The organism is Streptomyces xanthochromogenes (assembly GCF_014650455.1).
In the GTDB taxonomy this organism is placed as follows: domain Bacteria; phylum Actinomycetota; class Actinomycetes; order Streptomycetales; family Streptomycetaceae; genus Streptomyces; species Streptomyces xanthochromogenes.
Map to the genome: position 1 here is coordinate 206,237 of NZ_BMUZ01000011.1, position 25,451 is coordinate 231,687.

24 protein-coding genes are annotated in these 25,451 nt (G+C 71.6%); 12 read left to right on the plus strand and 12 right to left on the minus strand.

Annotated features, from left to right (window positions below; translation table 11 throughout):
- Nucleotides 1-207: 207 nt before the first annotated feature.
- The gene (locus IE267_RS27455; RefSeq protein ID WP_189765067.1) at nt 208-714 is read left to right on the plus strand and encodes a hypothetical protein; all 507 of its coding nucleotides are present in this window, start codon (nt 208-210) and stop codon (nt 712-714) included.
- 103 nt (nt 715-817) lie between these two features.
- Here the strand turns inward: IE267_RS27455 and IE267_RS27460 are convergent, their stop codons facing one another.
- Entirely contained in the window at nt 818-2,035 is a 1,218-nt protein-coding gene (locus IE267_RS27460; RefSeq protein WP_189765068.1) for a trans-sulfuration enzyme family protein, read from the minus strand.
- A 59-nt stretch (nt 2,036-2,094) separates the two neighbouring features.
- On the opposite strand from IE267_RS27460, the gene IE267_RS27465 reads away from it, so the two are divergent.
- The gene (locus tag IE267_RS27465; RefSeq protein WP_167160114.1) at nt 2,095-2,568 is read left to right on the plus strand and encodes an Lrp/AsnC family transcriptional regulator; all 474 of its coding nucleotides are present in this window, start codon (nt 2,095-2,097) and stop codon (nt 2,566-2,568) included.
- Nucleotides 2,569-2,662: 94 nt separating this feature from the next.
- Here the strand turns inward: IE267_RS27465 and IE267_RS27470 are convergent, their stop codons facing one another.
- The 3 genes from IE267_RS27470 to IE267_RS27480 all read right to left on the minus strand — a co-directional run bounded on the left by IE267_RS27470 (nt 2,663) and on the right by IE267_RS27480 (nt 7,345).
- Nucleotides 2,663-4,246 carry a GMC family oxidoreductase gene (locus tag IE267_RS27470; protein ID WP_167160112.1) on the minus strand — a complete coding sequence of 528 codons (1,584 nt, stop codon included), beginning with the start codon at nt 4,244-4,246 and terminating at the stop codon, nt 2,663-2,665.
- Nucleotides 4,227-5,768: an APC family permease gene (locus IE267_RS27475; protein WP_167160110.1), complete on the minus strand. Its 1,542-nt coding sequence runs from the start codon at nt 5,766-5,768 to the stop codon at nt 4,227-4,229. Before IE267_RS27475 ends, IE267_RS27470 begins: the two co-directional genes overlap by 20 nt.
- A gap of 89 nt (nt 5,769-5,857) precedes the next feature.
- Nucleotides 5,858-7,345 (minus strand): aldehyde dehydrogenase family protein, encoded by a 1,488-nt coding sequence (locus tag IE267_RS27480; RefSeq protein WP_189765069.1) that lies wholly within the window; start codon nt 7,343-7,345, stop codon nt 5,858-5,860.
- 282 nt (nt 7,346-7,627) lie between these two features.
- Between IE267_RS27480 and IE267_RS27485 the strand changes: the two genes are divergently transcribed.
- Nucleotides 7,628-8,227, plus strand: coding sequence for a Type-2Aa cytolytic delta-endotoxin (locus IE267_RS27485; protein ID WP_161250303.1), 600 nt, complete (start codon nt 7,628-7,630; stop codon nt 8,225-8,227).
- A 9-nt stretch (nt 8,228-8,236) separates the two neighbouring features.
- Here IE267_RS27485 and IE267_RS27490 read toward each other — a convergent pair whose 3' ends face one another.
- The 3 genes from IE267_RS27490 to IE267_RS27500 all read right to left on the minus strand — a co-directional run bounded on the left by IE267_RS27490 (nt 8,237) and on the right by IE267_RS27500 (nt 12,132).
- The gene (locus IE267_RS27490) at nt 8,237-9,952 is read right to left on the minus strand and encodes a ricin-type beta-trefoil lectin domain protein (protein WP_189765070.1); all 1,716 of its coding nucleotides are present in this window, start codon (nt 9,950-9,952) and stop codon (nt 8,237-8,239) included.
- Nucleotides 9,953-10,267: 315 nt separating this feature from the next.
- A complete protein-coding gene (locus IE267_RS27495) occupies nt 10,268-10,921 on the minus strand; it encodes a response regulator transcription factor (protein WP_161251405.1) in 654 nt (217 codons plus the stop codon).
- 5 nt (nt 10,922-10,926) lie between these two features.
- The gene (locus tag IE267_RS27500) at nt 10,927-12,132 is read right to left on the minus strand and encodes a sensor histidine kinase (protein WP_189765071.1); all 1,206 of its coding nucleotides are present in this window, start codon (nt 12,130-12,132) and stop codon (nt 10,927-10,929) included.
- A gap of 168 nt (nt 12,133-12,300) precedes the next feature.
- Between IE267_RS27500 and IE267_RS27505 the strand changes: the two genes are divergently transcribed.
- From IE267_RS27505 to lepB, 4 genes are all read left to right on the plus strand, one after another.
- On the plus strand, nt 12,301-12,843 hold the full coding sequence (locus IE267_RS27505) for a YceI family protein (protein ID WP_189765072.1): 543 nt from the start codon (nt 12,301-12,303) through the stop codon (nt 12,841-12,843).
- Between the two features lie 131 nt (nt 12,844-12,974).
- Complete coding sequence (locus IE267_RS27510; protein WP_229861453.1) at nt 12,975-13,661, plus strand: N-acetyltransferase; 687 nt, start codon at nt 12,975-12,977, stop codon at nt 13,659-13,661.
- 215 nt (nt 13,662-13,876) lie between these two features.
- Complete coding sequence (locus tag IE267_RS27515; protein ID WP_167160093.1) at nt 13,877-14,989, plus strand: alpha/beta hydrolase; 1,113 nt, start codon at nt 13,877-13,879, stop codon at nt 14,987-14,989.
- Nucleotides 14,990-15,136: 147 nt separating this feature from the next.
- The gene (gene lepB / locus IE267_RS27520) at nt 15,137-15,979 is read left to right on the plus strand and encodes a signal peptidase I (protein ID WP_189765073.1); all 843 of its coding nucleotides are present in this window, start codon (nt 15,137-15,139) and stop codon (nt 15,977-15,979) included.
- A 15-nt stretch (nt 15,980-15,994) separates the two neighbouring features.
- Here the strand turns inward: lepB and IE267_RS27525 are convergent, their stop codons facing one another.
- The 4 genes from IE267_RS27525 to IE267_RS27540 all read right to left on the minus strand — a co-directional run bounded on the left by IE267_RS27525 (nt 15,995) and on the right by IE267_RS27540 (nt 19,091).
- Complete coding sequence (locus tag IE267_RS27525) at nt 15,995-16,501, minus strand: hypothetical protein (RefSeq protein WP_189765074.1); 507 nt, start codon at nt 16,499-16,501, stop codon at nt 15,995-15,997.
- Entirely contained in the window at nt 16,498-17,151 is a 654-nt protein-coding gene (locus tag IE267_RS27530; protein WP_189765075.1) for an RNA polymerase sigma factor, read from the minus strand. Before IE267_RS27530 ends, IE267_RS27525 begins: the two co-directional genes overlap by 4 nt.
- A 73-nt stretch (nt 17,152-17,224) precedes the next feature.
- Nucleotides 17,225-17,716, minus strand: coding sequence for an LPXTG cell wall anchor domain-containing protein (locus tag IE267_RS27535; RefSeq protein ID WP_167160087.1), 492 nt, complete (start codon nt 17,714-17,716; stop codon nt 17,225-17,227).
- A gap of 142 nt (nt 17,717-17,858) precedes the next feature.
- Nucleotides 17,859-19,091: a carbohydrate-binding protein gene (locus IE267_RS27540; RefSeq protein ID WP_189765076.1), complete on the minus strand. Its 1,233-nt coding sequence runs from the start codon at nt 19,089-19,091 to the stop codon at nt 17,859-17,861.
- Between the two features lie 248 nt (nt 19,092-19,339).
- Here IE267_RS27540 and IE267_RS27545 point away from each other — a divergent pair, with 248 nt between their 5' ends.
- From IE267_RS27545 to melC2, 5 genes are all read left to right on the plus strand, one after another.
- Entirely contained in the window at nt 19,340-20,500 is a 1,161-nt protein-coding gene (locus IE267_RS27545; RefSeq protein ID WP_167160085.1) for a D-alanyl-D-alanine carboxypeptidase family protein, read from the plus strand.
- A gap of 463 nt (nt 20,501-20,963) precedes the next feature.
- Nucleotides 20,964-21,410: a subtilase-type protease inhibitor gene (locus IE267_RS27550; protein ID WP_167160083.1), complete on the plus strand. Its 447-nt coding sequence runs from the start codon at nt 20,964-20,966 to the stop codon at nt 21,408-21,410.
- 204 nt (nt 21,411-21,614) lie between these two features.
- Nucleotides 21,615-22,706, plus strand: a complete 1,092-nt coding sequence (locus IE267_RS27555; RefSeq protein WP_229861454.1) for a phosphatidylinositol-specific phospholipase C domain-containing protein — start codon at nt 21,615-21,617, stop codon at nt 22,704-22,706.
- Between the two features lie 634 nt (nt 22,707-23,340).
- Entirely contained in the window at nt 23,341-23,730 is a 390-nt protein-coding gene (gene melC1 / locus IE267_RS27560) for an apotyrosinase chaperone MelC1 (RefSeq protein WP_189765077.1), read from the plus strand.
- Nucleotides 23,731-23,784: 54 nt separating this feature from the next.
- Nucleotides 23,785-24,612, plus strand: a complete 828-nt coding sequence (melC2, locus tag IE267_RS27565) for a tyrosinase MelC2 (RefSeq protein WP_161253112.1) — start codon at nt 23,785-23,787, stop codon at nt 24,610-24,612.
- Between the two features lie 22 nt (nt 24,613-24,634).
- On the opposite strand, the gene IE267_RS27570 is transcribed toward melC2, so the two are convergent.
- Nucleotides 24,635-25,435: a methyltransferase domain-containing protein gene (locus IE267_RS27570; protein ID WP_161253109.1), complete on the minus strand. Its 801-nt coding sequence runs from the start codon at nt 25,433-25,435 to the stop codon at nt 24,635-24,637.
- Nucleotides 25,436-25,451 lie beyond the last annotated feature (16 nt).

Genomic DNA, 25,451 nt, shown 5'->3' on the forward strand with positions numbered 1-25,451 from the left:
GGGGTGTACGGGAGGAGTTACGAACCAGGGACTGCACGGGGGCGTCACGAGTGACGCGTGGGGTTCATGGCTTTCTTCAAGGTGTGAAGTTAGGAGGACCCGGCGGACCCGTCAAGAGTTCAGGTACGGAAGAAGTTCCGATGGGCGGGGCGGGTGACTGGTAGCTTGACGCGTCCGGAAAAGCGCGTCGCAAGGGGACGATCAGCAGTGCACAGGTTCTCGCGTATCACCGGCCTCGCCTCCGTGGGGCTCGCCGCAGCCCTGCTGGCCTCGGGATGCAGCAGCGGAGGCTCCGACAAGGCCTCGGACAAGCCGTCGGGACAGGCATCGGGCCGGGCAACAGCAGCCGGCAGTTCGCCCACGCAGGCTCCGGCGGGTTCGGGCGCTGCCTCAACTCCCGCTCAGGGCAAGGCATCGGGCGCCCCCGCGGGCTCCGCGCCCGGCGCCAAGGGGCTCGACGGGAACTGGGTCGCCGTGACCCGGGGCAAGCCCGTCGCGCTCGTCATCAAGGGGAAGGTCGCCTCCGTGCTCGGCGAGCACCTGTGCAACGGAACGGCGAGCAGCACCGCCGGGACGACGGCACTGCGCCTGAAGTGCGCGGACGGGAACACCACCCGCGTCAAGGGCACGGCGAGGATGAACGGCGCGAAGCTGGAGGTCAGTTGGGACGGCTTCGGCAAGGACGAGTTCAGCCGGAACAGGACGAACGGCTGAGGCACCCCCGCGCCGGGGGCGCCCGAGTCGCTTCCTGAACACCCGGCCCGAGTGCCTCGGTACCCGGACTCGCCGCCCCTGGCGCCGCAGCGTCCGGACTCGCTCACACGTCGGCGAACCGGGCCTCATCGGCGGCGTGCAGGTTCCGAACTCCCGTGACGGGCAGGGGCGTTGCCAACGACTCCCCGAGCGCCTGGTCCAGGTCGCGCCACAGGTCCCCCGCGTCCTCCAGGCCGACCGACATGCGCAGCAGCCGGTCGCTGACGCCCGAGGAGGCGCGGTCGTCCTCGGGCACGATGCGGTGGCTGATCGAGGCGGGGTGCTGGATGAGGGTGTCGACGCTGCCGAGGCTGACGGCCGGGGTGATCAGACGGACCCGGGCGATCACCTCGTGCGGGTCGGCGAGCGTCTCGAAGGCCACCATGGCGCCGCCCAGCTTCGGATAGTGGACGCGCAGCACGCGCGGGTCAGCGGCGAGGCGGGCCGCGAGCCCGGCAGCGGTGGCGGACGCGGCCCGCACGCGCACCGGCAGGGTCGAGAGTCCGCGCAGGAGCAGATAGCCGGCGAGCGGGTGCAGGACGCCGCCCGTGGCGAAGCGGATCTGGCGCAGCCGGCGGGCGAAGGCCTCGTCGCAGGCCACGACGCCCCCGAGGACGTCCCCGTGACCACCGAGGTACTTCGTCGCGCTGTGCAGCACGAGCCGGGCGCCGCTGGTGACGGGCCGCTGGAGTACGGGCGTGGCGAAGGTGTTGTCGACGAGGAGCGGCACCGTGCCGCAGGCCTCGGCGAGCGCCGCGAGGTCCACCTCGGCGAGGGTCGGGTTGGCGGGGCTCTCGACCATGACCAGGGCGGTGTCGGGGCGGAGCGCGTCCGCGGCGTGCTCCGGGTCGGCCCAGGTGACCTCGGTGCCGAGGAGTCCGGCGGTCAGCAGGTGGTCGCTGCATCCGTACAGCGGGCGCACCGCCACGACGTGCCGCCTGCCCGTGGCGTGCTGGGCGAGCAGCACGGCGGACAGGGCCGCCATGCCGCTGGCGAAGGCGACCGCGGCCTCGGTGCCCTCCAGGGTGGCGAGCGCCGTCTCGAAGCGGGCGACGGTGGGATTGCCGAGCCGGCCGTAGACCGGCGGGCCCTCGGGGGCTTCGCCGGTGGCGGCGAAGGCGTCGATCCTGGCCGCTTCCCCCCTGCTGTCGTACGAGGGGTAGGTGGTGGACAGGTCGATCGGCGGTGCGTGCAGTCCGAGCCCGGCGAGGTCTTCGCGGCCCGCGTGCACGGCGAGGGTGTCCACGGCTCTGGCGTCCACGAGTGTGGTGTCGGCGTCCATGGGTCCACTGTGAACAGCGACCGGGCCCGTGGGGCCGCACCCCGTGTAACGTTCGGGCCATGGCCGAATCCGTCGTACTCGACCCGGTGGATCTGCACATTCTGCGGCTTCTGCAGAACGACGCCCGCATGACCTACCGCGATCTCGCCGCCGAGGTGGGCGTAGCGCCCTCCACCTGTCTGGACCGCGTGGCACGACTGCGGCGATCCGGGGTGATCCTGGGACATCAGCTGCGCGTCGACCCGGCGAAGCTGGGACGGGGACTGCAGGCGCTGCTTTCGGTGCAGGTGCGTCCGCACCGGCGCGATCTGATCGGCCCGTTCGTGGAGCGGGTCAGGGCGCTGCCGGAGTCCCGGTCGCTGTTCCATCTGACCGGGCCCGACGACTACCTGGTGCACGTCACCGTCGCGGACACCGCCGATCTTCAGCGGCTCGTCCTGGACGAGTTCACCTCGCGGCCGGAGGTCGCCCGGGTGGAGACCCGGCTCATCTTCCAGCAGTGGGACTGCGGTCCCCTGCTGCCTCCGGCCTAGAGCGCTGCCGCCGGCCCGGGGCCGGTCCGGCGGGCACAACCACAGGACCGGTTCCGGGCCCCGTGCAGGAGGCCCGGAACCGGTCGACGGGGGGTCAGCGCGCGTCGGCCTTCAGCAGGTCGGCGCACTTCTCACCGATCGCCATGGTCGTGATGCACGGGTTGACGGTGACGAGCTCCGGCATGACCGAGCCGTCGCAGACCCGCAGGCCGTCGATGCCCTTGACGCGCAGCCGGGCGTCCACCGGGGCCATCGCGTCGTCGTCGGCACCCATCTTCACCGTCGACGCGGGGTGGTAGACGGTGTTGTGGGTCTTGCGGATGTAGTCGAGCAGCTCGTCGTCGGTGCGCACGTCCGGGCCGGGGGCGAGTTCGGCGCCCGCCCAGCCGCTCAGCGCGGGCTGCGCGGCGATCTCGCGGGCCAGCTTCAGGCCGTACGTCATGACCCGCGCGTCGTGCTCGTGCGTGAAGTAGCGCGGGTCGACCATCGGCTTGTCCCGGTAGTCGCGGGTGCGCAGGCGCACGGTGCCGCGGGACTTGGCCTGCGTCACGTTGGGGGTGAGGCAGAACGCGTTCTCGGTGGTCGGGTAGCCGTACCGCGCGGTGTTCATGTCGAACGGCACCTGACCGTAGTGGAACATCAAGTCCGGGCGTTCCAGGCCGGGTTCGGTGTCCGCGAAGATGCCGATCTCCCACCACTGGGTGGAGGCCGTCGTCATGGGCTGCTTGGCCTCCCACATGATGACGCCCTCGGGGTGGTCCTGGAGGTTCTCGCCGACGCCGGGGGCGTCGACCAGGACGTCCACTCCCACCTCGCGCAGATGGGCGGCGGGGCCGATGCCCGACAGCATCAGGAGCTTGGGGGTGTCGATCGAACCGCAGGACACGATGACCTCGCGCCGCGCGGTGACGGTACGGGTGTGGATGAGGTCGGGGTCGAGGTACTCGGCGCCGGTGCAGCGGCGGTCGGCGTCGATGATCAGCTTCTTGGCGCGCACCCCGGTGCGCACGACGAGGTTGGGGCGCCGGTCCATCACGGGGTGGAGGTAGGCCACCGAGGAGGACTGGCGGATGTTGTTCTCGTCGGAGTTGATCTGGAACCAGTTGGCGCCCCGGATCACGGTCTTGCCGTCGTTGAACTGCGTGGTGGGGATGCCCTGTTGGGCGCACGCTTCGAGGAGCGCCGCGCCGCACGGGTCGGACGACTTGACGTTCCGGATCTTCACCGGGCCGCTGCGGCCGTGGTGGTCGCCGGGGGCGTCGTTGGTCTCCAGGCGCTGGTACAGCGGGAAGATGTCGGCCGCGCCCCAGCCCGAACAGCCCGCCGCCTCCCAGGCGTTGAGGTCTTCGGCGGGCGCCCAGAAGGCGATGCACGAGTTGTGCGAGGAGCAGCCGCCGAGCACCTTGGCGCGGGCGTGCCGCATGAAGCTGTTGCCGTGGGACTGGGGCTCGACGGGGTAGTCCCAGTCGTAGCCGGATTCGAGCAGGCCCATCCAGCGGTCCAGCTTGAGGACGTTGTCGTCGCCGACGTCGGAGGGTCCCGCCTCCAGGACGCACACGGTGACCGAGGGGTCCTCGCTGAGCCGGGCCGCGACCACGTTGCCCGCCGTGCCGCCGCCGACGACGACGTAGTCGAACTCCTCGGTGAGGACGGTGGATTCAGTGGGCTGTGTGGACATGGGTCTCTGACTCACTTTCGGTTTCCGATGCGGCGTGGCTCGCCAGGACGCCGGTCTTGTGGCGCTGGACGAACCAGTAGTAGGCGAAGCCGCCGAGCAGGACGGCTCCGACGAAGAGGAAGGCGCCCCAGCGCAGGTACCAGTGGTAGGGGGCGGTGGCGTTGTAGACCTCGGCGCGCGGCCAGGCCAGGTTGAGCGTCATGGCGCCGCCCCACAGGACGCCGAGGATGTTCACCGGCAGGCCCCAGCGGCCCAGCGAGAACTTGCCGTCACCGGCCGGGGTCCACTTGCCGCGCAGACGGGCGATGAGCATCGGCAGGGTGACGAGCAGATAGGCGACGTAGATCATGATGATGCCGATGCTGGTGACCACCGAGAAGATCTGCGGCTGGCGGATGTTCACCAGGAGGATCACCAGGGCCAGGACGCCGATCACGACGGCCGGCAGCACGGGCGTCTGGAAGCGCGGGCTGACCTTGGCCATCAGGGACGCGGCGGGCAGGTTGTTGTCCCGGGACATCGCGAAGGCGAGGCGGATGGCGGCGGTGTGCACGGCGAGCGCGCACACGGTGACCGCGATCAGGACGCACCACAGCATGAGCTTGCCGCCGGTGTCGCCGAGCACGTCGAGCACCACGTACTGGAGGCCGTCGCTGGTGATGCCCTTGCCGTCGAGGCTGGAGACGCTCATCAGGGCGAGGATCAGGATCAGGCCGCCGAGCACGAACGAGGCGAGCAGGGCCCGCAGGATCGCGCGCGGCGCGTTGCGGGACGGGTCGACGGACTCCTCGCCGAGGGAGGCGGCCGTGTCGAAGCCGTACATCACGTAGGCGGAGGCGAGGGCCGCGGTGAGGAAGGCGCCCATGTAGCCGAAGCTGCCGCTGCCGCCGTGGCCGTGGGTGTCGAGCACCACGGAGGGACCGCGCACCACGTGGACGGCGAACAGGACGATCAGGACGACGGTCGCGACGAGTTCGAGGAAGACGCCGGCCGTGTTGATGCGTGCCATCAGCTTGACGCCGAACGCGTTGACCAGGGTGGTGAAGAGGATGAGCACCGCGGCGAGGATCACGGCGTTGGTGGCGACGTCGTAGGTGCCGGTGCCGTCGCCGACTATCTGGAACACCTTGGAGATCTGCGGCAGGGTGGCCTGGTAGGCGAGGGCCACCGCGGCGATCGACACGATCGAGGCGATCAGCATCATCCAGCCGGCCAGCCAGCCGACGTGCGGGCCGCCGAGTTTCTTGGCCCAGTTGTAGACCGAGCCGGCCACCGGGTACTTGGCGGCGAGTTCGGCGAAGCAGAGGGCGACCATCAGCTGGCCGACGAAGACCAGCGGCCACGACCACCAGTAGGCCGGGCCGCCGAAACCGAAGCCGAAGTAGAACAGCTGGAAGGTGCCGGTCAGGATCGAGATGTAGCTGATGCCTGCGGCGAAGGTGTGGAAGTTGCCGAGGGTGCGCTTGAGTTCGGGTCTGTAACCGAACTCCCGGAGATCGTCGTCATCCTTCGTCATGCTCATGACCAGACTCCAAGTAGGCAGGGATTCAGGAGGGGCACGGTGCGGTGACCGGCCGTCCGCGGGGTACGGCCGGTCGTGGGTTCAGCGGGTCAGCTCTCGAACCACCGCTGGGGTTCGGGGGCGGTGTTGCGCCAGATGTGCTTGGTCTCCTGGTACTCGGCCAGGCCGGCGGGCCCGAGTTCGCGTCCGGTGCCGGACTGCTTGTAGCCGCCCCATTCGGCCTGCGGCACGTACGGGTGGAAGTCGTTGATCCACACGGTGCCGAGCCGCAGCGCGGCGGCCACCCGGCGGGCCCTGGCCTCGTCGGTGGTCCACACCGCGCCGGCCAGACCGTAGACGGTGTCGTTGGCCAGACGCACGGCCTGGTCCTCGTCGGTGAAGCGCTCGACGGTCAGGACCGGCCCGAAGGACTCGTCGCGCACCACGCTCATGTCGGCCCGGCACTCGTCGAGGATGGTCGGCGGGTAGTAGTAACCACCATCCAGCTCAGCGGAGTTGGGGCGCTCGCCGCCGCAGCGCAGCACGGCGCCCTCGGCGACACCGGCGGCGACGTACGCCTCGACCTTGTCGCGGTGGGCGGCGGAGATCAGCGGGCCGGTCTCGGCGCGCTCGTCGAACGGGCCCCCGAGCCGGATCAGTCGGGCCCGGCGCACCAGTTCGTCCACGAAGCGGTCGTGCAGCGCATCCTCGACCAGGAGGCGGGTGCCGGCCGAGCAGACCTGCCCGGAGTGCAGGAACACGGCGGTCAGCGCGTTGTCCACGGCCGCCTCGAAACCCGCATCGGTCGCGGCGACGTCGGCGAAGACGACGTTGGGGTTCTTGCCGCCGAGTTCGAGTGCGGTCTTCTTCACGGTGGGGGCGGCCGCGGCCATGATCCGGCGGCCGGTCACGAGGCCGCCGGTGAAGGAGACGAGGTCGACGTCGGGGTGCTCGGCGAGCGGTGCGCCGGCCTCGGCGCCCGCGCCGAGCACCAGGTTGGCGACGCCCGCCGGAAGGCCCGCCTCGGTCAGCAGCTTCATGAGGTGGATGGCGGTGTGCGGGGTCAGCTCGCTGGGCTTCAGGACGAAGGTGTTGCCCGCGCCGATCGCGGGGGCGACCTTCCACGCGGTCTGCAGCAGCGGGTAGTTCCACGGCGTGATCAGGCCGCACACACCGACCGGCTCGTGGACGACGCGGCTGTCCACGACCGGGTTGCCGGTGTCCACGACGCGGCCCGCGCCCTCGGCGGCGACGAGGGTGGCGAAGTAGCGGAAGCAGTTGGCGATGTCGTCCATGTCGTAGCGGGACTCGACGAGCCGCTTGCCGGTGTCGAGCGACTCGGCACGCGCGAGGAGTTCCTTGTCGCGCACGAGCAGATCGGCGACGCGAAGCAGCAGCGCACCGCGCTCGGCCGGGGCCGTCCTCGGCCACGGTCCGTGGTCGAAGGCGGCTCGGGCCGCGGCGATGGCGTTCGCGGTGTCCTGGGGACCCGCTTCGTCGACCGTGGCGACCAGGGTGCCGTCTGCGGGACACCGGATCTCACGGGTCCGCCCGTCGACGGCGGCACTCCACTGGCCGTCGATGAAGAGCTCGGGCATGTTTCGGATCCTCCGATGCGGTGCTGGGACAGGGCCACCACCGCCCCTGCCCCGGCATGCGGGGAACATGCCGAAAAAATAACCCGAAGTGACGGGCGTCACTTTGTGTGGTTATTGCAGGTCAGAGCGGTGCTCTTGATCACACTCGGTCACGCGGAGTCAATCCCCCACTCTCCTGGGGCATTTCACGTACGGAATGTGAGACCGGTCAGCCCGTTCGGGACCGCTTCGGCATACTGGCGCGGCTGAAACTGATCACTTCCAACCCTCGCGGGAGCAGCCATGGTTGACCGGGCCACCACCACAACGGCCGCCTTCAGGACGGTCGTCGAAGCCGGCCCGGAGGCCCTCGACCAGGTGCGGGCCGCCGAGGCCGTCCTTCAGGAGGCCATCGCGCCGGCGGCGGACGCGGCCTTCGACTTCGGGGCCGTGCGCTCGGCCGCCCGGAGCCTGCCGAACAGCTCGGTCGTCAAGATCATCCCCGGTTTCGGCCTCCAGGAGACCGCGCCCCTCCAGGTCATGGTCCTCACACTCCGGCAGGCCGTGCGCCAGGCGCTGGTCGAACCATTCGAGAACCCCGCGTTCTGGGACAAGGCGGACACCGCTCTGGCCGGCGTGTTCCTCGGCCTGGGAGCACAGCGGGACGCGGCCCATCTCGCCTTCCAGGAGAGCACGGACGGCACGCGGTACTTCTACCACCTGCTCTTCGCGCTCCAGGACGAGGAGACGGGCCGCCACCTCTACGTCGTCGCGTTCCGCGTCGAGGTGACCGTGGCCGCCGACCGGGCGACGCTCCTGTCGCTGGGCGCCGAGGACACCGCGGCGGTCACGATCCGCCTCGACGCGATCAGCGTGCGACAGGAGCTCGCCGCCACGAGCTGACGCCGGGCGTCACACGGGCAGCGCCCAGGTCTGGTTCGCCTGGTGGCTGCCGCAGGTCCAGGTGTCGAGCCTGGTGCCGCTCGCCGTGCCGCCGCCGTACACATCGAGGCAGAGGCCGGACCCGGCGTTGACCAGCGCCCCGTCCCCGCCGGTGGTCCAGCGCTGGGCATCCGCACCCGTGCAGGCCGACAGGACGGCGGAGCCGCCGGCAGCGGAACCGGTCGCCGTCAGGCACTTGCCGAGCGCCCGTACGGTGTCGTCGTCGGCCAGGCTCCAGCGTTGGTTGGCGTTGGAGGTGCACGGGAAGAGGATCACCGGGGTTCCGTCGGCCGTGCCGCTGTTGGACACGTCCGCGCAGTTGGCACCGTTGCCGGTGAGCTGCCCGGTGGGCACCGCGGGCGCACAGCCGCTGCCCGGGGTGAGCCGCCAGATGGCGGTGCCGTGGGCGGGGACATTGGCGGTCAGCGCGGGCGAGGTGCTCGAAGTGCCGCCGCTCCAGAGGTCCTTGGCGCTCACCGAGCAGCCGGGCAGGCCGATCGAGGCGAGGCTCGTGGACACGTTCCGCGCCGAGGAGGACCGGTTGAGCACGGCGACGGCCCGGTCGCCGTTCGCCAGCGGGCGGACCAGGACGTCGGTGGTGCCGTTGGTGGCGACCACGGCGGCCTGCCGGCCCATGCGGTCCTGGTCGAGGGCGATCAGACCGGCGTTGCCGAGGGCCGAGCGCCCGGCCGGGGTGAGGGCGGCCACGTCGGAGGAGAGGATGAACGGGGCGGCCATCATCGACCAGAGCGCCACCTGGCTGCGCGACTCGTCGGCGGTCAGACCCGGGTCGCCGGCCAGCAGGAAGTCGGGGTCGTTCCAGTTGCCGGGCCCGGCGTAGCGGCCGAGCCAGCGGTTGTAGCCGTAGTTCCACAGCACGCTCGCCCAGCGGCTCGCGGTGGGCTTCTGCGGGTTGAACACCACGATGTCGGTGCCCTCGCGCCACAGCTGGCCGTCCCCGCCGACCCAGGAGAGGACGGAGAACCAGTCCGGGCTGCCCCATTCGCCGTTCGGCTGGAAGTAGGCGGGCGCCGACTCCGAGAAGACGATGTCGCGCCCCGCGTTGTGGAGCGCCGCGGACTCGGCGTCGTACGCCTGGCGGTAGGCCTCCTCCTTGGTCTGGCCGGGGCCCACGTACATGTTGCAGCCGTCGAGCTTGAGGTAGTCCACGCCCCAGGACGCGAAGGTGGCCGTGTCCTGCTCGAAGTGGTCGGGGCCGCCGCCCTGGGGGCGGCCGCTGCCCGGGTAGCCCTCGCAGGTGGCGGAGCCCGCGTCCTCGTAGATGCCGAACTTCAGGCCGCGGGCGTGCAGATAGGAGCCGAGCCAGGCCATGCCGTGCGGGAAGCGGACCGGGTCCGCCACCAGGTTGCCCTGGCCGTCGCGGGTCTTGGCCATCCAGCAGTCGTCCACGGTGACCGTCTTGTAGCCCTTGGCGGCGAGCCCCGACGAGACCAGCGCGTCGGCGTTGTGCACCACGGTCTGTTCGCTGATGTCGCACATGTAGTGCGCCCAGTTGTTCCAGCCCATCGGCGGCGTGGCGGCGAGCCGGCCGCCCTGGGCGGGCGCGGTGGGCGGCGCCGGAGCCGCGGCCGCCGCGGCGTGGGCCCCGGTCGCGGTCAGCGGGACGGCCAGGAGCGCGGCGAGCAGGGCGGCGAGTCTCCTGCGCCGGGTAGGAAGTGACGGCACGACAGATTCCTTCCTGGCCCGGCCGGTCGCGGCCCGGGCGGGATGCGTAGGAGGCAGGGAAGGTGCCGATCCCGCCGGCGCACGAGCCTGCCGGAGGGCACCCGCCAGTGCAGTACTGATGCTCGTTCTTGTCAATGGCTCCCATCGGACGAGCAGGAACAAGCATCCGCCCCCGTCCGCGCCGAGCCCGGCATTGCCACGGCGTGTCCGCGCGCGGGCCGTCCGCCGCCGACGGGGCGCCGCCCCCGGATGTGCGCGGGCAGGACGTGGCGGTGCGTCAACTCATGGACGAATCAAGCTGGTTGGAGAGTGAAGCTACGACGCTACGATGCCCGCCTCGTGGGCGAGCAGTCCGGCCTGGGTGCGATTGGCGCATTCCAGTTTGTCGAGTGTGCGCGACACATAGCCCTTGACGGTCGCCTCCGACAGATGGAGCCGGGCCGCGATCCGCGCGTTGGAGAGCCCTTCCCCCAGGCCCGCGAGGACCTCGGTCTCCCGTTCGGTGAGCAGGGCGACGCGCTCGCGGGCGCGGTCACGGGCCGAAAGACCGTCGGTCGAGGCCGCGATGAGCCGCCGGGCGGCGGCGGGCGACAGCACGGTGTGGCCCTCGGCCGCCACCCGGACCAGACCGATGAGCTCCTCCGGCGGCGTGGACTTCACCAGGAACCCCGTCGCCCCGGCGCGCAGCGCACGCAGGACGTACTGGTCGGCGTCGAAGGTCGTGAGCACCACGATGGGCGGCGGCTGCGCGTCGCGCCGGGTCAGCCGCTCGATGGCGGTGATGCCGTCCATGCCCGGCATCCGCAGATCCATGAGGACGACATCGGGCCGGTGCCGCAGCACCGCCTCGATGCCGGCCGCCCCGTCGTGCGCCTCGGCGACCACCTCGATGTCGTCGGCGGAACCGAGGATCGTGCGCAGGAACCCGCACACCATTGCCTCGTCGTCCACGACCACCACCCGCACCACGGGCCTCACCCCACTGATTCCGCTGTCGGTACGTAGGCGGGCAGTTCGGCCGCCACGCAGAAACCGCCGTCCGGTTCGGGCCCGGCCCGCAGGCTGCCGTGCACGAGCTCGATGCGCTGCCGGAGCCCGGCGATGCCCAGGCCCGAACCGGTGCGCACCAGCTCGCTGTCGGGGCTCCCGCTCGGCCGGGTGTTGCGGACGGCGACGCGCACCCCGCCCGCGTCGTACTCCACGGAGACGGTGACACGGGCGCCACAGGCGTGCTTGTGCACGTTGGTCAGCGCCTCGCGCACGATCCGGTACGTGGTGCGGCCGACCACCGGGGAGGCCAGCGACCGGTCGCCCACTTCGACCAGTTCGGCGGGGACCCCTGCCGCCGTCGACTCGGCGACGAGCGCGGCCAGGCCGTCGGGCGAGGGGGTGCGGTCCTCCTCGGGTGCGGTGCGCAGGATGCCGACCAGGTCCCGCAGTTCCTCCAGGGCCTGGCAGCCGGCCGCCCGGAGTTCCTCCGCCGCCCGCCGGGTCGCCTCGTCGGAGGCGGTCACGCGCAGCGCGCCGGCCTGGAGCACCATCAGGCTGACCCGGTGGGTGACCACGTCGTGCATCTCGCCGGCGAGGCGGCCGCGTTCCTCGGCCCGCGCCCGCTCGGCGAGCAGATGGCGCTCCCGCTCGGCCCGTTCGGCACGCTCGGTCAGGGCGCACACGAGCCTCCTGCGCGCGTCGAAGTACAGGGCGAGCAGGGGCCCGACCGCGGTGCGCAGCAGGCCCACGGTGAGGACGGTGACGGACGGTTCCCAGGCCCGGGCGACGACCAGCGTGAAGAGGCCGAGGACCAGGAACGCGGTACGCCGGTTGCGGGCGGTCCTGCCGTAGAACACCGGGCCGTAGGCGGCGAGTGCCGTCGAGAACGGTGCCCAGACATTGCCCGGGTTCGCGGGGGTCAGGGCGTGCGCGGGTGAGATCAGCAGGGTGACGGCGAGCGTGAAGGCGCCGAGGACGGCGACCACCGTCAGGGGCGCCCGGCGCCGGATCACGAGGGAGAGGCAGGCCAGGGCCTGGGCGCCGAGCAGCACCCGAGCGAGGGTGTCCGGCCGTTCGGGCCACCAGGTCGCGCCGACCAGCGTGATCGCCGTGTCGCCCAGGGCGAAGCAGACGGCGATCGCCGTGTCCACGGCGAGCGGGTGCCGACGGTGCCACGGTCCGTCTCTCATGCCGTTCACGGTAGGTCATGTCGGCCCGGTGGCCCCCGGAAAGCAGACCTCCGGCCGCGGGGGACCCTACGAAAGTCGGGCGCCGCACCGGCCGGTCCTCCTTTCGTCGCACCGGCGCCCGCCCGCCCGCTCTGCCGCGGGGTGGTCGCCCCGCGGTGCAATCGGCACATGGAATCCAACGACGACAACGCCAACGCAAACGCCAGCGAGGACAAGGCCACGGCGGCGCCCGCGCTCGGGCACTACGCCATCGATCCCGCAGCCTCGACCGTCGAGTTCACGACCCGGCACGTGTTCGGGCTGCTCCCGGTGCGGGGCACCTTCACGATCCGCTCCGGCAGCGTCGACATCGCCGAGCCGCTCGGTGGTTCGGGCGTCCGCGCCGAGATCGGCACGGCGAGTTTCAGCACCGGCAGCAGGCAGCGGGACAGGGCCGTGCGCTCGGCGCGATTCCTGGACGCCGAGCGTCATCCGCTCATGACGTTCACGGGTGACCGCGTCGACGGCACCACGGTGCCGGGCACCCTCACGGTGTGCGGCGTCGCGCGCCCGGTGTCCCTGCGCATCGAGGAATCCGCTTCGACGACCGGGGGGTTCACCGCCCTCGCCACGGCCCGTATCGACCGGACCGAATTCGGGGTGACCGCGTCCCGTGGCATGGCCGGGCGGCACCTCACGGTGACGCTACGCGTCCGCTGCGTCCGGGCGTGATGTCGGGCCGGAACCAAAAGGAGTGGTGCTGACCTGCGGGTTCTGACAGGGTCGCGGTCGTGACGCACAGCCACGACATCGCCATCGGTACCCTCGCCGAGTGACCCGAACTGGCCGCCCGCATCTATGGGATGAGCGACAACTGGCCCGAGTTCATAGCCTGGGACCTGATCGGCTACGCCCTGCTCGCCCGGGTGCCCGAGGAATTCCCGCAGTACTGCGTGGTGGCCACCGAGGGCGACCGGATCATCGCCCGCGGCTTCAGCGTCCCCTTCAACGCGACGCTCGACGGCCGCGAGGAGATGCCGGACCGGGGCTGGGACCAGGTCCTGGCATGGGCGTTCGACGGCGCGCGGCGGGTCCGTCCCGTGACGACGGCGAGCGCGCTGGAGATCACCGTGGACCTCGATCACCTGGGGCGCGGTCTGTCCTACCGGATGCTCGCCGCGATGCGGGCCGCGGTCGGGCGTCAGGGTCTGGACGCGCTCGTGGCGCCGGTACGCCCGACCGCCAAGCACCTGCGGTCCCGGCTGCCCATGGCCGAATACCTGCGCGAGGTCAGGGACGACGGGCTGCCCGCCGATCCGTGGCTGCGCGTTCACGTCAAGGCCGGCGGCACCATAGTGAAGGCGGCCGCCGCCTCGATGACGGTGAGCGGGACCTCGGCCGAGTGGCGCCGCTGGACCGGGCTGCCGTTCGACCGGGACGGCGAGATCGAGGTCCCGGCCGCCCTGGTGCCGGTGCACTGTGACACCCGTCACGACCGGGTGAGTTACGTGGAGCCCCATGTGTGGGTGCGCCACCCCCTGCACGCCTGACGCCCGGCCACTGCTTGCCCGCCTGACACGGGGACGTCCTGCCGCCCGCGCGGAAAGGCGTCGGACGGAAGGCGTCGGCGACCGCCATGGCTTGATCGGTCACCTTCACAAGATTTGTAAGACAAATCCGGAACCCTTTGGCCGCTCCAGCCCATCAGCCCAGGTGGAACGAACAGGCATGCCCTTGGGCCACAGAACCACCCGGAGCGATAGCAATGACCGACCCCCGTCACGGGGCCTACCAGTCTCGGGGCCACCGCCGGGCCAGCCGCGCCAAGCGCTGGATACTCGGCGTGGTCGCCGTCACCGTGCTCGGCCTGATCGCGTGGCCCGTCCTGAACTACTTCGACGTCTTCTCCGACGAGGGTGACGCCATCAGTTTCGGCCAGGGCGGCTCCGGAGCCGGCGGTGACAAGCCAGGCGGTGACGGCGGCAAATCGGCCAACTCCAAGGTGCTGATGCCGACCGGGCCGGAAGCCAAATTCACGGTGGCCGGCACGGTTCCGGAGAACGGCACCAAGATCGCGGTGACGACCCTGGAGGGCAAGAAGTCCGGCTTCACCGGCAAGGTCTGGGTCTGGGTCCCGCCGGAGTACAAGGACCCGAAGTACGCCAAGAGCGGCTTCCCCGTGATGGTCGCCCTGCCCGGCGGCGCCGGCTACCCGACCAACTACTGGATGGGCACGGACCTCAAGCTGGAGTCGAGCATCTCCCAGTGGTCCAAGGAGGGCAAGAGCCTGCCGTTCATCCTCGCGATGCCGGTCCTCAACCCCCACCCGGACACCGGGGGCCTGTACTGGGACGCGAGTGACATCCCGGGCCAGCCGAAGATGGGCACCTGGCTGACGGAGGACGTGCCCGACCTCATCAAGGCCAACTTCCGTACGGTGAAGTCCCGTGACGGCTGGGCCTTCATGGGCTCCTCGACGGGCGGCTTCGCGGGCCTCAAGAGCGTGCTGCAGAAGCCCGGCCAGTTCAAGGCCGTCATCGCCTCCGGCCCGGACATCGTCCCCGACTCGCGTCTGTGGGCCGGGCACGACAAGGAGAAGGGCGAGAACAACCCCAATCTGCTGGCCCAGAAGCTGATCGCCGCGAAGGGCCCCGACGTCTATCTGGCCTTCCAGGTCGGCACCGTGGGTTCCGACGCCCAGGCCAAGCCGAAGATCGAGGAGTTCATCGCCAAGTACGGCAAGGGCCCCGTCAAGACGAAGCTCAGCGTCATCCAGGGCGGCGGGCACAACGCCAAGACGTACGTGCCCAACATGGCGGGCGGCGGGCTCATCCAGTGGATCAGCGAGCACATGCAGGGCCCCGAGCCCGCCTCCTGACCCGCCCCGCGTCCTTCGGATGCAGGAACGCGACCGGACACCGCCCGGCGCCCCCGGCGATCGGGGCCACCGGGAACTAACGTTCACCGGACAGGGCGTGAATCCACGCCGCCGGCGCGTGGGCGCGGTACGAACGAAGGAGCGGGCGTGGGGAATTCAGCGGTCGGCGCGGACGGGAGCCCTCAGACGGACGGTGAGGAGCCCGAAGGACCGCGCCGCTCCGGCCCCGGCAAGCAGCGCTCCTTCTGGCGGGAGCTGCCGATCCTCGTCGTGGTCGCGCTGGTGCTCGCGCTGCTGATCAAGACGTTCCTGGTGCAGGCCTTCTCCATCCCGTCCGAGTCCATGCAGAACGCGCTCCAGCCAGGCGACCGCGTCCTGGTCGACAAGCTGACCCCGTGGTTCGGCTCGCAGCCCGGCCGCGGCGAGGTCGTCGTCTTCCACGACCCCGACAACTGGCTTGCGGGGCAGCCGACTTCGGACCCGAACGTGGTGCAGAAGGTCCTGTCGTTCGTCGGCGTCATGCCCTCGGCCAATGAGCAGGACCTGATCAAGCGGGTCATCGGTGTCGCCGGCGACACCGTGGAGTGCAAGGGCACCGGCCCCCTGACGGTCAACGGAAAGCCCCTCGACGAGCCGTACGTCTTCCCCGGGAACACGCCGTGCAGCGTCGACCAGAGGGGCGGCCAGTTCAAGGTGACCGTCCCCAAGGGCAAGCTGTGGATGATGGGCGACCACCGGCAGGACTCGGAGGACTCCCGCTACCACCAGGCCGACAAGAACCACGGGTTCGTGCCGGTCGACGAGGCCGTGGGCCGTGCGTTCGTCGTCGCCTGGCCGCTCTCGCGCTGGGCGATGCTGCCCGTCCCGGGCACCTTCGACCAGTCCGGCATCAACACCCGGGCAGTCGTCGCACCGGGAGCCCTCTCGCTCGCGGGTGCGGTGCCCGTGGTGCTGTGGCGGCGCCGGCGCGGCGCGGCCCGCACCCGCTGACGCACCCGTCGACGGTCAGCGTCCCGGCGTCCGCGACGGCGGGACGGGGCCGTTCGGTGTCGCCCCGCTCGGTGTCGCCCCGCGCGACGGCTCCTTCGTCACCGGGCCCGCCCGCCGCACCGGGGTGGGCGTCGGGCCCTCGTCCGACAGCTTCGGCCGGGCGGGCGAGGGCGTGCTGCTGGGCGCCGGTGACGGCACGGGCAGGGGGGATGTGGCGTGGCTCGGCGGGGGCTCGACCGGGCCCGGTGTTCCGGCCGGCAGCGGGCGGGGCGGCTCGGGGGCGGAGCCGAGCGTGAACCAGCCGACCGCCACGGCGGCGGCCGTGGCCAGCCCGGCCAGCGGCAGCACGAACCGGCGCCGGCGCAGCCGGGCCAGCGGAGTGCGGCGCAGATGGGGCCCCGGCGGATCGGCGGGGCGCAGATCGACGACGGCGACGCTGTCGGCCCGGGCGGCGAGCGCCTCGCGCAGCCGCCGCTCGACCGGACGCTCGGGGCGGTCGGGCCCGCTCCAGTGGCCGCTCATGCCCGTGCCTCCAGGATCTTCTCCAGCGAGTCGAGGGCCCGGCTCGCGATGGACTTCACCGAACCCCGGCTGATGCCGAGGGTGGTCGCGATCTCGGCCTCCGTGAGATCGCTCCAGTACCGCAGGACCAGCACCTCGCGCCGACGGACCGTCAACTGCCCGAGGGCGGCGATGACTTCGCGGTGTTCCTCGTCGAGCACGACGCGTTCCTCGGCGGAGGGCGCGTCGGGTTCGTGCGGCGGTGTGTAGCCACGGGCGGTGCGTCGGCGGCGCAGTACGGACCGCGAGGCGTTGACGACGGCGGTGCGCAGATAGGCGAGCGCGTTGTCGATCTCGTCGATGCGGTCGCCGTGGCGCCGGTACAGGGCGGTGAACGCGTCCTGCACCACGTCCTCGGCCGTGGCCCGGTCGTCGACCAGCATCACGGCCAGACGCACCATCTTGAGGCGGTGCGCGTGGTAGAGCTCGCTGACGGTCGGCGGCGCGGCGCCGGGATCGTAGGCGTCCGTGACCGCGCTCGACCGCCCGGGCGCGACCGCCTCGCGGGGAGCGCGCGGTGCGGTGCGGCCGCGCCGCAGCAGTCCGCGCCACCAGGGCGCGAGCGCGCGCGGGGTGAAGGGGGCCGGGTGCAGTGCGGCGGTGTGCTCCATCAGTTCCTCGGTTGCGCGGGCGTGCCCCGCCTCCCCCTTGCCGGGGGGGACGGGGCCGTGGGTGCCTCGGTGCTCAGTTCTGGTGGCGTCGTCGGACGGCGATGACGGTGCCGGCGCCCGCGAGGATCAGCGCGCCCGCTCCGACGCCCATCACCGTGTTGGTGGCGGTGGACGCACCAGTATGCGCGAGCTCCTTCTGGTCCGAGGGCGCGGGGGCCGCGGCCGGAGCGCTGGGGGCCGCGCTCGGCTCGGCCTGCCCGGCGGACGGGGGCGCGGGCGCGGGCTGCTTGGCCACGGGTCCGGTCGGCGGGGCGCTGGCCTCGGGCTTCGCGGCCGGCCGCTTGCTCTCCCCCGCCCGCTTGACCGGCGAGGCGGGCGCGGCGCTCGGCTCGGCGGCCGAGGCCGGGGCCGGGGTCGCGCGCTCGGACCGCGGGGCCGGCGTGTCGGCGTGCGCGGTGCCGGCGAACACGGGGGCCGCGAGGGCGAGGAGCAGGCCGGTCGCCGCGGCGGCCCCGGCGAGGGAGCGGCGGGCCGGGCGGTCGGGGCGGTGCTGGGGGACGGTCACGTTGTGCTTCTCCACGGTCGGCGGGGAGGCGCGGAATTTAGCGCCTTCACCCCTGACGACGTGCGGCGGCACCCGGGGTTGCCGTCGCTCCGGAAGAACTTTCCGGAGCGACGGCGGGCGGCGGCCCGGTCCGCCGCGGGGTTCAGCAGGTGCCCTCGTCCTGCCAGACCCCCCACTCCCCCGTGGTGCCGGGCTCCTCGTTCTGGGTCCACCACTTGGCCTTCCACTTGTGGCCGTTGTGGGAGACCTCGTTGCCCTGGGTGTAGACGGCGCCCGAGCTCCAGGCCGTCACCGTGCAGGTGCCGCCGCCGGGCGAGGAGGGCGGCGGGGAGGACGGCGGGGGCGAGTCGGGCGGGGTGGCCCCGGCGAACTTCACCGAGTACTTGGCGAAGTCCCAGGCCGCCTGCGGAACGCTGCTGCACACGCCCGACGTGGTGCCGTTGTTGTCGGGCGGGGTGCACTGCCGGTCGCGGTTGAGGGACCAGAAGGTGAACCGCGCCATGCCGTGGCTCGTCGCGTAGTCGAGCACGGTCTGGAAGTCGGCCTGCGAGAAGTACTCGCCCGAGTCACTGCGGCCGTTCATGCCGGAGAAACCCTCGTGGGCGTAGGCGGTCGCGGCGGACCAGCCGAAGGTCGACTGGAGTACCGAGTTGAAGTTGGTCAGGGCGCTGGTCTGGGCGGCGGCCCCGCTGAACCCGCCGTCGAAGGGCATGATCGAGAAGTTGTCCGGGACGAAGCCCTGGGTCTTGGCCTCGTTCAGCATCTGCTTGCCGAACCAGCCGGTGCCGTCGGCGGTCCCGGCGGTGGTGACCGAGACGTACAGGCCGGGGTTGTTCTGCTGGAGGATCTTGGCGGCGCCTATCTCGTGCGAGATGGCGGCGGTGTTCTCGTACTCCGGCTCTTCGAGGTCGAAGTCGATCGCCTTGAGCTGGTACTTCGTGATGACCTGCTGGTACGCGGCGGCGGTGGAGGCGGCGTCCGAGCAGTTCTGGCCCAGCTTGGTGCCGCCGTACCCGCCGACGGAGACCGAGACGTCTCCGCCCTTGGCCCGGATCGAGCCGATGACCGCGGCAACCGCGGTGTCGGAGGAGACGGGGGCCGTTCCGCCCCAAGTCGGGCTGCACCCGCCCCCGTTGGGGGCGAGGACGAAGGCCAGCTGGAAGGCCTTGAGCCCGGTGGCGTCCATGATCGCGGAGGTGTCGGGCGGCTTGTTGTCGAGGGGCATCAGATAGGGAGCGGCGGCATACCAGCGGCTGCCGAGCCCGGCGGCGTCGGCGGTCGCACCGGACGCCTGTCCCGCGACGAGGGCGGTGAGGCCGGCCGCGGCGAGTGCGGCGCTGGCGGCGCCGCACAGGAGAGCACGAAGTGGCTTCATGTCGAGGTCTCCTGGGGAGGGAGGGGGCTCCCAGAATTGAGCGGTGGCCGGAACACGTCAACGACTTGGACTAGACCATTGCTCTTCCTTGAACAAAGGCAGCCGGGCCGGTGAACGGAGCCGTGCGGGCCGGCGTCTCCCCCGCGGGCCCCGCCCCACGGACAGAACCGCCCGGCCGAGTGCCTTCCGTGTAGGCCGGACGGCACAGCCGACCTGCGTGATGCCCGTTCTGTTCCTACGGTGGCTGAATGGTCATCAGATCCGGTTTCCGTTCCATGGCAGCACTCACCGCCACTGCCGCCATCGGTCTGTGCTGGCTCGCTCCGACGCCCGACAGCTCCGCCTCCTCGCCCGCGCAGGTCCCGGGAGCGGGCCAGCAGGTCAGTCCCCGGCCGGGCGCCCCCGCTCTTCCGGGTGATGTGTCCGCCCTGTCGTACGTGGTCGCGGACGCCCGCACCGGCAAGGTGCTCGCCGCCCGGGACGCCCACCGCAAGCTGCCGCCGGCCAGCACCCTCAAGACGCTGTTCGCCGTCACCGCACTCCCCCATCTGCACGCCGAGGACCGGCACACGGTCTCCGAGCACGAACTGGCCGGCATCGGCCCGGGCAGCAGCCTGGTGGGGGTCGAAGCCGGCCACACCTACCAGGTGTCCGATCTGTGGCGCGGCGTCTTCCTCAGCTCGGGCAACGACGCCGTGCACGTGCTGGCCTCGCTGAACGGCGGCTGGGAGGAGACCGCGGCCCAGATGCAGGCCCAGGCCAGGCGGCTCGGCGCCCTGGACACGGAGGTCGTCTCGCCCGACGGCTACGACACCCCGGGCCAGGTCTCCTCGGCGTTCGACCTCGCGGTGTTCGGCCGGGCCGGCCTGGCGCGCCCGGACTTCGCCGAGTACTGCTCGACGGCGTCCGCGCAGTTCCCCGGCGGGGGCGGCTCGTACGGGATCATGAACACCAACCGGCTGCTCTCGGGTACGGACGGGATCTCCCGCTACCCGGGGATCGTCGGGGTCAAGAACGGCTACACGACGAACGCGGGCAACACGCTGATCGCGGCCGCGAAGCAGGGCGACCGCACCTTGCTGGTGACCGTCATGAACCCGCAGGCCGGCGGCGGCTTCGCCGTCTACGACGAGGCCCGCACCCTGCTCGACTGGGGCTTCGCGGCCTGGGACCACGTCGACTCGGTGGGCTCCCTCGAACCCGTTCGGGCCAAGTCGCCCCAGCGGCAGGCGCAGATCGCGCACGTCGCGGCCGTCAAGCCCGAGGCCGCCGCGGACGACGACGAGCCCGGCTGGACGCTGACGAGCTCGGCGGCCGCGGGCATCGCCGTGGCCGGAACCCTGTTCCTGGTGGTACGCCGCCGCCGCGCCGTCCACGCCCGCACCGAACGGAGCCGGCCCACGGAGTGAGTCCCCGGTGGCGTCCCGGTCGCCGGGACGCCACCGGGGAGTCGCCGCGACTGCCCGGTTCCGGATCGGCGGGGCCGGCCGCGTCCGTCCGAAAGACGGACCCGCACACCTCCCGGGCGACGGGCACGGGTGACCCCCGAGGTCGCCCGGGACGGCCTCCGGGAGGAGGCTCCCGGGGCCCGGCGGCCGCACAACAGGATCTGACCACCCCTCAAACAGGCCTAAGATTCACAGAATTCAGCCTTCCGTTGCCTGGAAAACGACTTCACACCTGCCTTCGTGCCTTTCTTTTGGCCGACCTTGACCGACTCGGCGACCTGCACACCCCTCCGGCCGCCTGCACCGATGCGGCTTCGTTGAGTGACTTCGTGTGACCGAATGTGTCCGGCGTGGCTCACGGGACCGCCCGCCGCAGGACAGACTCCTGTTCGTTCTTCGGAAACCAACCCCAGGAGTGTTCGAAATGCGGAAGATCGCAGCAGCCGGCGCCGTCACCGTCGCCCTACTCGCCAACGGGCTCATCGGCACCGGACTCGGCAGCGCGGCAGCGGCGCCGGCCGAGGCCATGAAGCCGCTGAGCCTGTACCCGCCGTCGGCCCTCGTCATCAGCATCGAGCCCGGCACCGGCGACCAGGGCGCCTCCGTCCAGCGCGCCGTCACCCTCAGCTGCGCCCCGACACCCTCCGGCACCCACCCCGCACCGGGCGCCGCATGTGCCGAACTCAAGGGCGTACAGGGCGACTTCAACGCCCTCGTGGCCAGTGGCGCCCCACGTCTGTGTACCCAGGTGTGGCAGCCGGTGACCGTGCGGGCGGACGGCGTCTGGAACGGCAAGCGCGTGAGCCATGTCCAGACGTACGCCAACTCCTGCCTGAAGGCCGCCGGTTCCGAGGCCGTGTTCAACTTCTAGGCGACCCGACATCGGGGAGGCTTGCGACTCCCCGTCTCCGAAGCCAGGTTGACCCCGTCGACCGTCACACGAGCACCATCTGCGACCGGACCGGCCGCAGGGGGTGACAGAAGGAATCCAACTCGTGTTACTTGACATGTCTTCGTCGCTTCACTCGACGATGACACCGTCCTGACGGAGAGTCACCCCCCACTAGGAGGACCCGTGTCGGATCCCCGGCCCAGACGCTTCACGACCCGGCCGCGCACCGCTCTGCTCGGCGCGCTCGCCGCCTGCCTCGCCCTCGCCACGGCGGGTGCCGGCGGCAGCGCATCCGCGGCGGGGCCCGAGACCCTGCCGCTGTCCGGGGCCACCGTCTCCGGGCTGCACAACACCTACGATCCGGCGGCCTTCTCCTATCTGGCCCAGGCCCTGGACTCCGGCACCTCGATGATCGAGCTCGACGTCTGGGACGACTTCATCACCAAGGAGTGGAAGGTCAGCCACTCCAACCCTCTGGGCAACAGCAACAACTGCGTCAACGCCAGCACCCCCGCCCAGCTCTACACCGGCGGCGCGAACAAGAACCTGGAGAGCTGCCTCGACGATGTACGGGTGTGGCTCGGCGCCCACCCCGGGCACCCGCCGCTCGTCATCAAGCTGGAGATGAAGGCGGGCTTCCAGGCCACCTACGGCATGAGCCCCGCCAAGCTGGACCAGACGATCAGCGACCACCTGGGCTCGGCGGTCTTCCGCCCGGCGGACCTGCTCGCCAAGCCCGGCGGCGGACAGTACGCCACCCTCGACGAGGCCGCGGGCGCCGGCAACTGGCCGACCCGACAGGCACTCGCGGGCAAGGTGATGCTCGAAGTGATCCCGGGCACGGTCGAGGAGGGCAACCCCACCGACACCCTGTGGACGGACGTCGAGTACGCGCGCTACCTGCGCGATCTGGCGGCGGCCGGCCGCACCGGCCAGGCCCAGATCTTCCCCGCGGTCCACAACGCCCAGGCGGGCGACCCGCGTTCACGCTATGCCGATGCCTCGATCCGCCCGTGGTTCGTCGTCTTCGACGGGGACGCGGCGACGTATCTGGGCGGCACGATCGACACCGCCTGGTACGACACCCATCACTACTTCCTCGTCATGACCGACGCGCAGAACGTCGCGCCGGCCCTCGACGACAAGAACCCCTCACCGGCGGACGCGCAGGCGCGGGTGGCCCGGCTCGCCGCGGCCCACGCGAGCGTCGCCTCGAACGACTGGACCTCCCTTCCCCAGATCCAGTCGCTGGCCCTGCCGCGCGGCGTGGGGTAGTCCGGCTCCGCCGGACGGAAAGGCGGCCACCCGGCTCGCACGACAGGAGAGCCGGGGCGGCCGCCTTTCCTTGCCCTGCACACCCCCGGTACCGCGTGGTCGACCCCGCGCCGCGGCCGGACGGGACCGGCCCCGGGAGACGGGGGGTGCCACGAGGTGGACGCCGGGCCGGTGCTGGGGCAGCGGTACCGGTTGGCGGAGCGGCTGCCAACGGGGCGGCGCAGGCCGGTGGTCGAAGAACGATGTCCGCGAACCGTCCACGCTCGGGGCCCGGTTCAGGCCAGCGGCCGAACCGTGGTGCGTGTTTTTGGACAGGTTCGACGCGTGAGCACAGACACATCCCCCGCATCAAGGCAACAAGATTTTCACAAACTTGGCATATGCCAGAGAGAATCTTCACCCATGGCTCCCAAGTGACGCGTGTTCAGCAAGATCCTCCTTGTTGAACACTGCACTTCGAATCGGGACATGTCCGCATAGCGGCCAACCCCCCACCTGCCGCTTCTTGCCGCACCATCTCGACCGGTAGGCATGGAGGTGCACCGGTTCGCCGGGCATCCCGGCCGTGACCAGGCCGGTCGAATGCTCCCGGCGGACCCGCGCGCCAACTCGCCGCGAAGCAATGGGGATCGCCATGTCTCAACCCTCCCGACCGTCCCGACCCACCCGCCGCCAGGCCATCGGCGTCACCGCCGGCACCCTCGCCGGACTCGCCCTGGCAGGCACCGCGCAGGCCGCCGTGCCCAGCGGCCGCACCGACGCCCACACCGGCCACGACGCGCCCGAGGCGTTCGACGAGGTGTTCCAGGGGCGCCGCATACAGGGCGCGCCGGCCGCCGGGCACATGCACCACGGCGGCGGCTACGGCGTACGGATAGACGGCCAGGAACTGCATGTGATGCAGAACGCCGACGGCACCTGGATCAGCGTCGTGAACCACTACGAGACCTTCGCCACGCCCCGCGCGGTCGCCCGCGCCGCCGTGGTCGAGCTCCAGGGCGCCTCCCTGGTCCCGCTCGCCTGATCCGGCCACGGCCGCCTTACCACCCTCGTCCCACGCCCAACCAGGAGCACAGCCATGGCCGTTCGCAAGAACCAGGCAGACCTCACCGCCACCGAGAAGCGCCGACTCGTCGACGCGCTGCTCCAGCTGAAGCGCAGCGGAAGGTACGACACCTTCGTCAGCACGCACAACGCGTTCATCATGAGCGACACCGACACGGGCGACCGGGTCGGCCACCGTTCACCGTCCTTCCTGCCCTGGCACCGCAGATTCCTCATCGAGTTCGAGCAGGCGCTGCAGTCGGTCGACGCGTCGGTGACCCTGCCGTACTGGGACTGGACGGTGGACCGCACCCCGACGGCCTCGCTGTGGGCGGCCGACTTCCTCGGCGGCACCGGCCGCAGCCGGGACGGCCAGGTGATGGACGGCCCGTTCGCCCAGAGCGCGGGCGGCTGGCCCCTCAACGTCCGTGTGGACGGCCGCACTTATCTGCGCCGGGCGCTCGGCGCCTCGGTCGCCCAGCTGCCGACGCGGGCCGAGGTCGACAGCGTCCTCGCCATGACGACGTACGACATGGCGCCGTGGAACAGTGCCTCCGACGGCTTCCGCAACCACCTGGAGGGCTGGCGCGGGGTCAATCTGCACAACCGCGTCCATGTGTGGGTGGGCGGCCAGATGGCGACGGGGGCCTCGCCCAACGACCCGGTGTTCTGGATGCACCACGCGTTCGTGGACAAGCTGTGGTCGCAGTGGCAGACCAAGCACCCGGCCTCGCCGTATCTGCCGGCTGCGGGCACGCGGGACGTCGTGGACCTGCACGACACGATGCGGCCGTGGAACAACGTGACCCCGGCGGACATGCTGGACCACAGGGGTTACTACACGTACGACACCGCGGCCTAGCCGTCCCGGCCACCGGTCGCGCTCAGGCCGGCCGGCGGCCCCAGGCGGAGATCATCGGCGAGGTCGCCAGGTCGAGGCGGCCGGCGGCGACGCTCGCCAGATGGCGTTCGATGTCCTCGTCGTCGGCCAGGCCCTTGTCGACGAGCTGGTCCCTGACCTGGCGCACGGTGGCCGCTTCGAGGACGGCGCCGGCCGGCGAGGTGACCGGGAAGTACGCGTCGGCCTCGACCCGTTCGAGGCCCAACTCTCGTAGCAGGCGCGGGAGTTTGCGCCCGTAGGACAGGTCGGCGCCGCGCTCCGCGAGGAGTTGCCTGAACGCGCGGCGCAGGCGGTTGGCCCGTTCCTGTTCGGGGCCGTACTCGTCGAGGCAGAGCAGCGGCTGGAGCGCGGGGTCGGCGTCCTCGACGAACAGGACGCCGCCGGGGCGCAGCGCCCCGGCCATCGTGCGCAGCGCCCGGGCCCGGTCGGTGACGTGGACCAGGACCAGGCGCGCGTGCACGAAGTCGAAGCTCCCCGAGGGCGCCTCGTCCCGGCCGATGTCGTGCCGCCGCACCTCGACAGGGGGCGGCGGGGTGACGCCGGTCAGCCAGCCGGTGTCGAGGTCCGTCGCGAGGACGTATCCCTCGGGGCCGACCCGTTCGGCGAGGCCGCCCGGCACCGAGAGACCTCCCGCGCCCACCTCCCAGACCCGGTGCCCCGCGGTCAGGCCGAGGGCGTGGAAGTGGCGGAACGTGGCGGCGTCGAAGAGCTCGGCGAGCGCGTCGAACCGCTCTCCCGCCTCGGCCTGCCGGTTGTCCAGGAGGTATCCCTCGTCCTCGGTCATGGGGATCATGATGGCA

Bases quoted from the DNA above. Each gene is read 5' to 3' on its own strand.
- IE267_RS27460 (WP_189765068.1), bottom strand. From the start codon at position 2,035: ATGGACGCCGACACCACACTCGTGGACGCCAGAGCCGTGGACACCCTC.
- IE267_RS27465 (WP_167160114.1), top strand. From the start codon at position 2,095: ATGGCCGAATCCGTCGTACTCGACCCGGTGGATCTGCACATTCTGCGG.
- IE267_RS27470 (WP_167160112.1), bottom strand. From the start codon at position 4,246: ATGTCCACACAGCCCACTGAATCCACCGTCCTCACCGAGGAGTTCGAC.
- IE267_RS27475 (WP_167160110.1), bottom strand. From the start codon at position 5,768: ATGAGCATGACGAAGGATGACGACGATCTCCGGGAGTTCGGTTACAGA.
- IE267_RS27480 (WP_189765069.1), bottom strand. From the start codon at position 7,345: ATGCCCGAGCTCTTCATCGACGGCCAGTGGAGTGCCGCCGTCGACGGG.
- IE267_RS27485 (WP_161250303.1), top strand. From the start codon at position 7,628: ATGGTTGACCGGGCCACCACCACAACGGCCGCCTTCAGGACGGTCGTC.
- IE267_RS27500 (WP_189765071.1), bottom strand. From the start codon at position 12,132: ATGAGAGACGGACCGTGGCACCGTCGGCACCCGCTCGCCGTGGACACG.
- IE267_RS27505 (WP_189765072.1), top strand. From the start codon at position 12,301: ATGGAATCCAACGACGACAACGCCAACGCAAACGCCAGCGAGGACAAG.
- IE267_RS27510 (WP_229861453.1), top strand. From the start codon at position 12,975: ATGAGCGACAACTGGCCCGAGTTCATAGCCTGGGACCTGATCGGCTAC.
- IE267_RS27515 (WP_167160093.1), top strand. From the start codon at position 13,877: ATGACCGACCCCCGTCACGGGGCCTACCAGTCTCGGGGCCACCGCCGG.
- IE267_RS27525 (WP_189765074.1), bottom strand. From the start codon at position 16,501: ATGAGCGGCCACTGGAGCGGGCCCGACCGCCCCGAGCGTCCGGTCGAG.
- IE267_RS27530 (WP_189765075.1), bottom strand. From the start codon at position 17,151: ATGGAGCACACCGCCGCACTGCACCCGGCCCCCTTCACCCCGCGCGCG.
- IE267_RS27540 (WP_189765076.1), bottom strand. From the start codon at position 19,091: ATGAAGCCACTTCGTGCTCTCCTGTGCGGCGCCGCCAGCGCCGCACTC.
- IE267_RS27545 (WP_167160085.1), top strand. From the start codon at position 19,340: ATGGTCATCAGATCCGGTTTCCGTTCCATGGCAGCACTCACCGCCACT.
- IE267_RS27550 (WP_167160083.1), top strand. From the start codon at position 20,964: ATGCGGAAGATCGCAGCAGCCGGCGCCGTCACCGTCGCCCTACTCGCC.
- melC1 (WP_189765077.1), top strand. From the start codon at position 23,341: ATGTCTCAACCCTCCCGACCGTCCCGACCCACCCGCCGCCAGGCCATC.
- melC2 (WP_161253112.1), top strand. From the start codon at position 23,785: ATGGCCGTTCGCAAGAACCAGGCAGACCTCACCGCCACCGAGAAGCGC.
- IE267_RS27570 (WP_161253109.1), bottom strand. From the start codon at position 25,435: ATGACCGAGGACGAGGGATACCTCCTGGACAACCGGCAGGCCGAGGCG.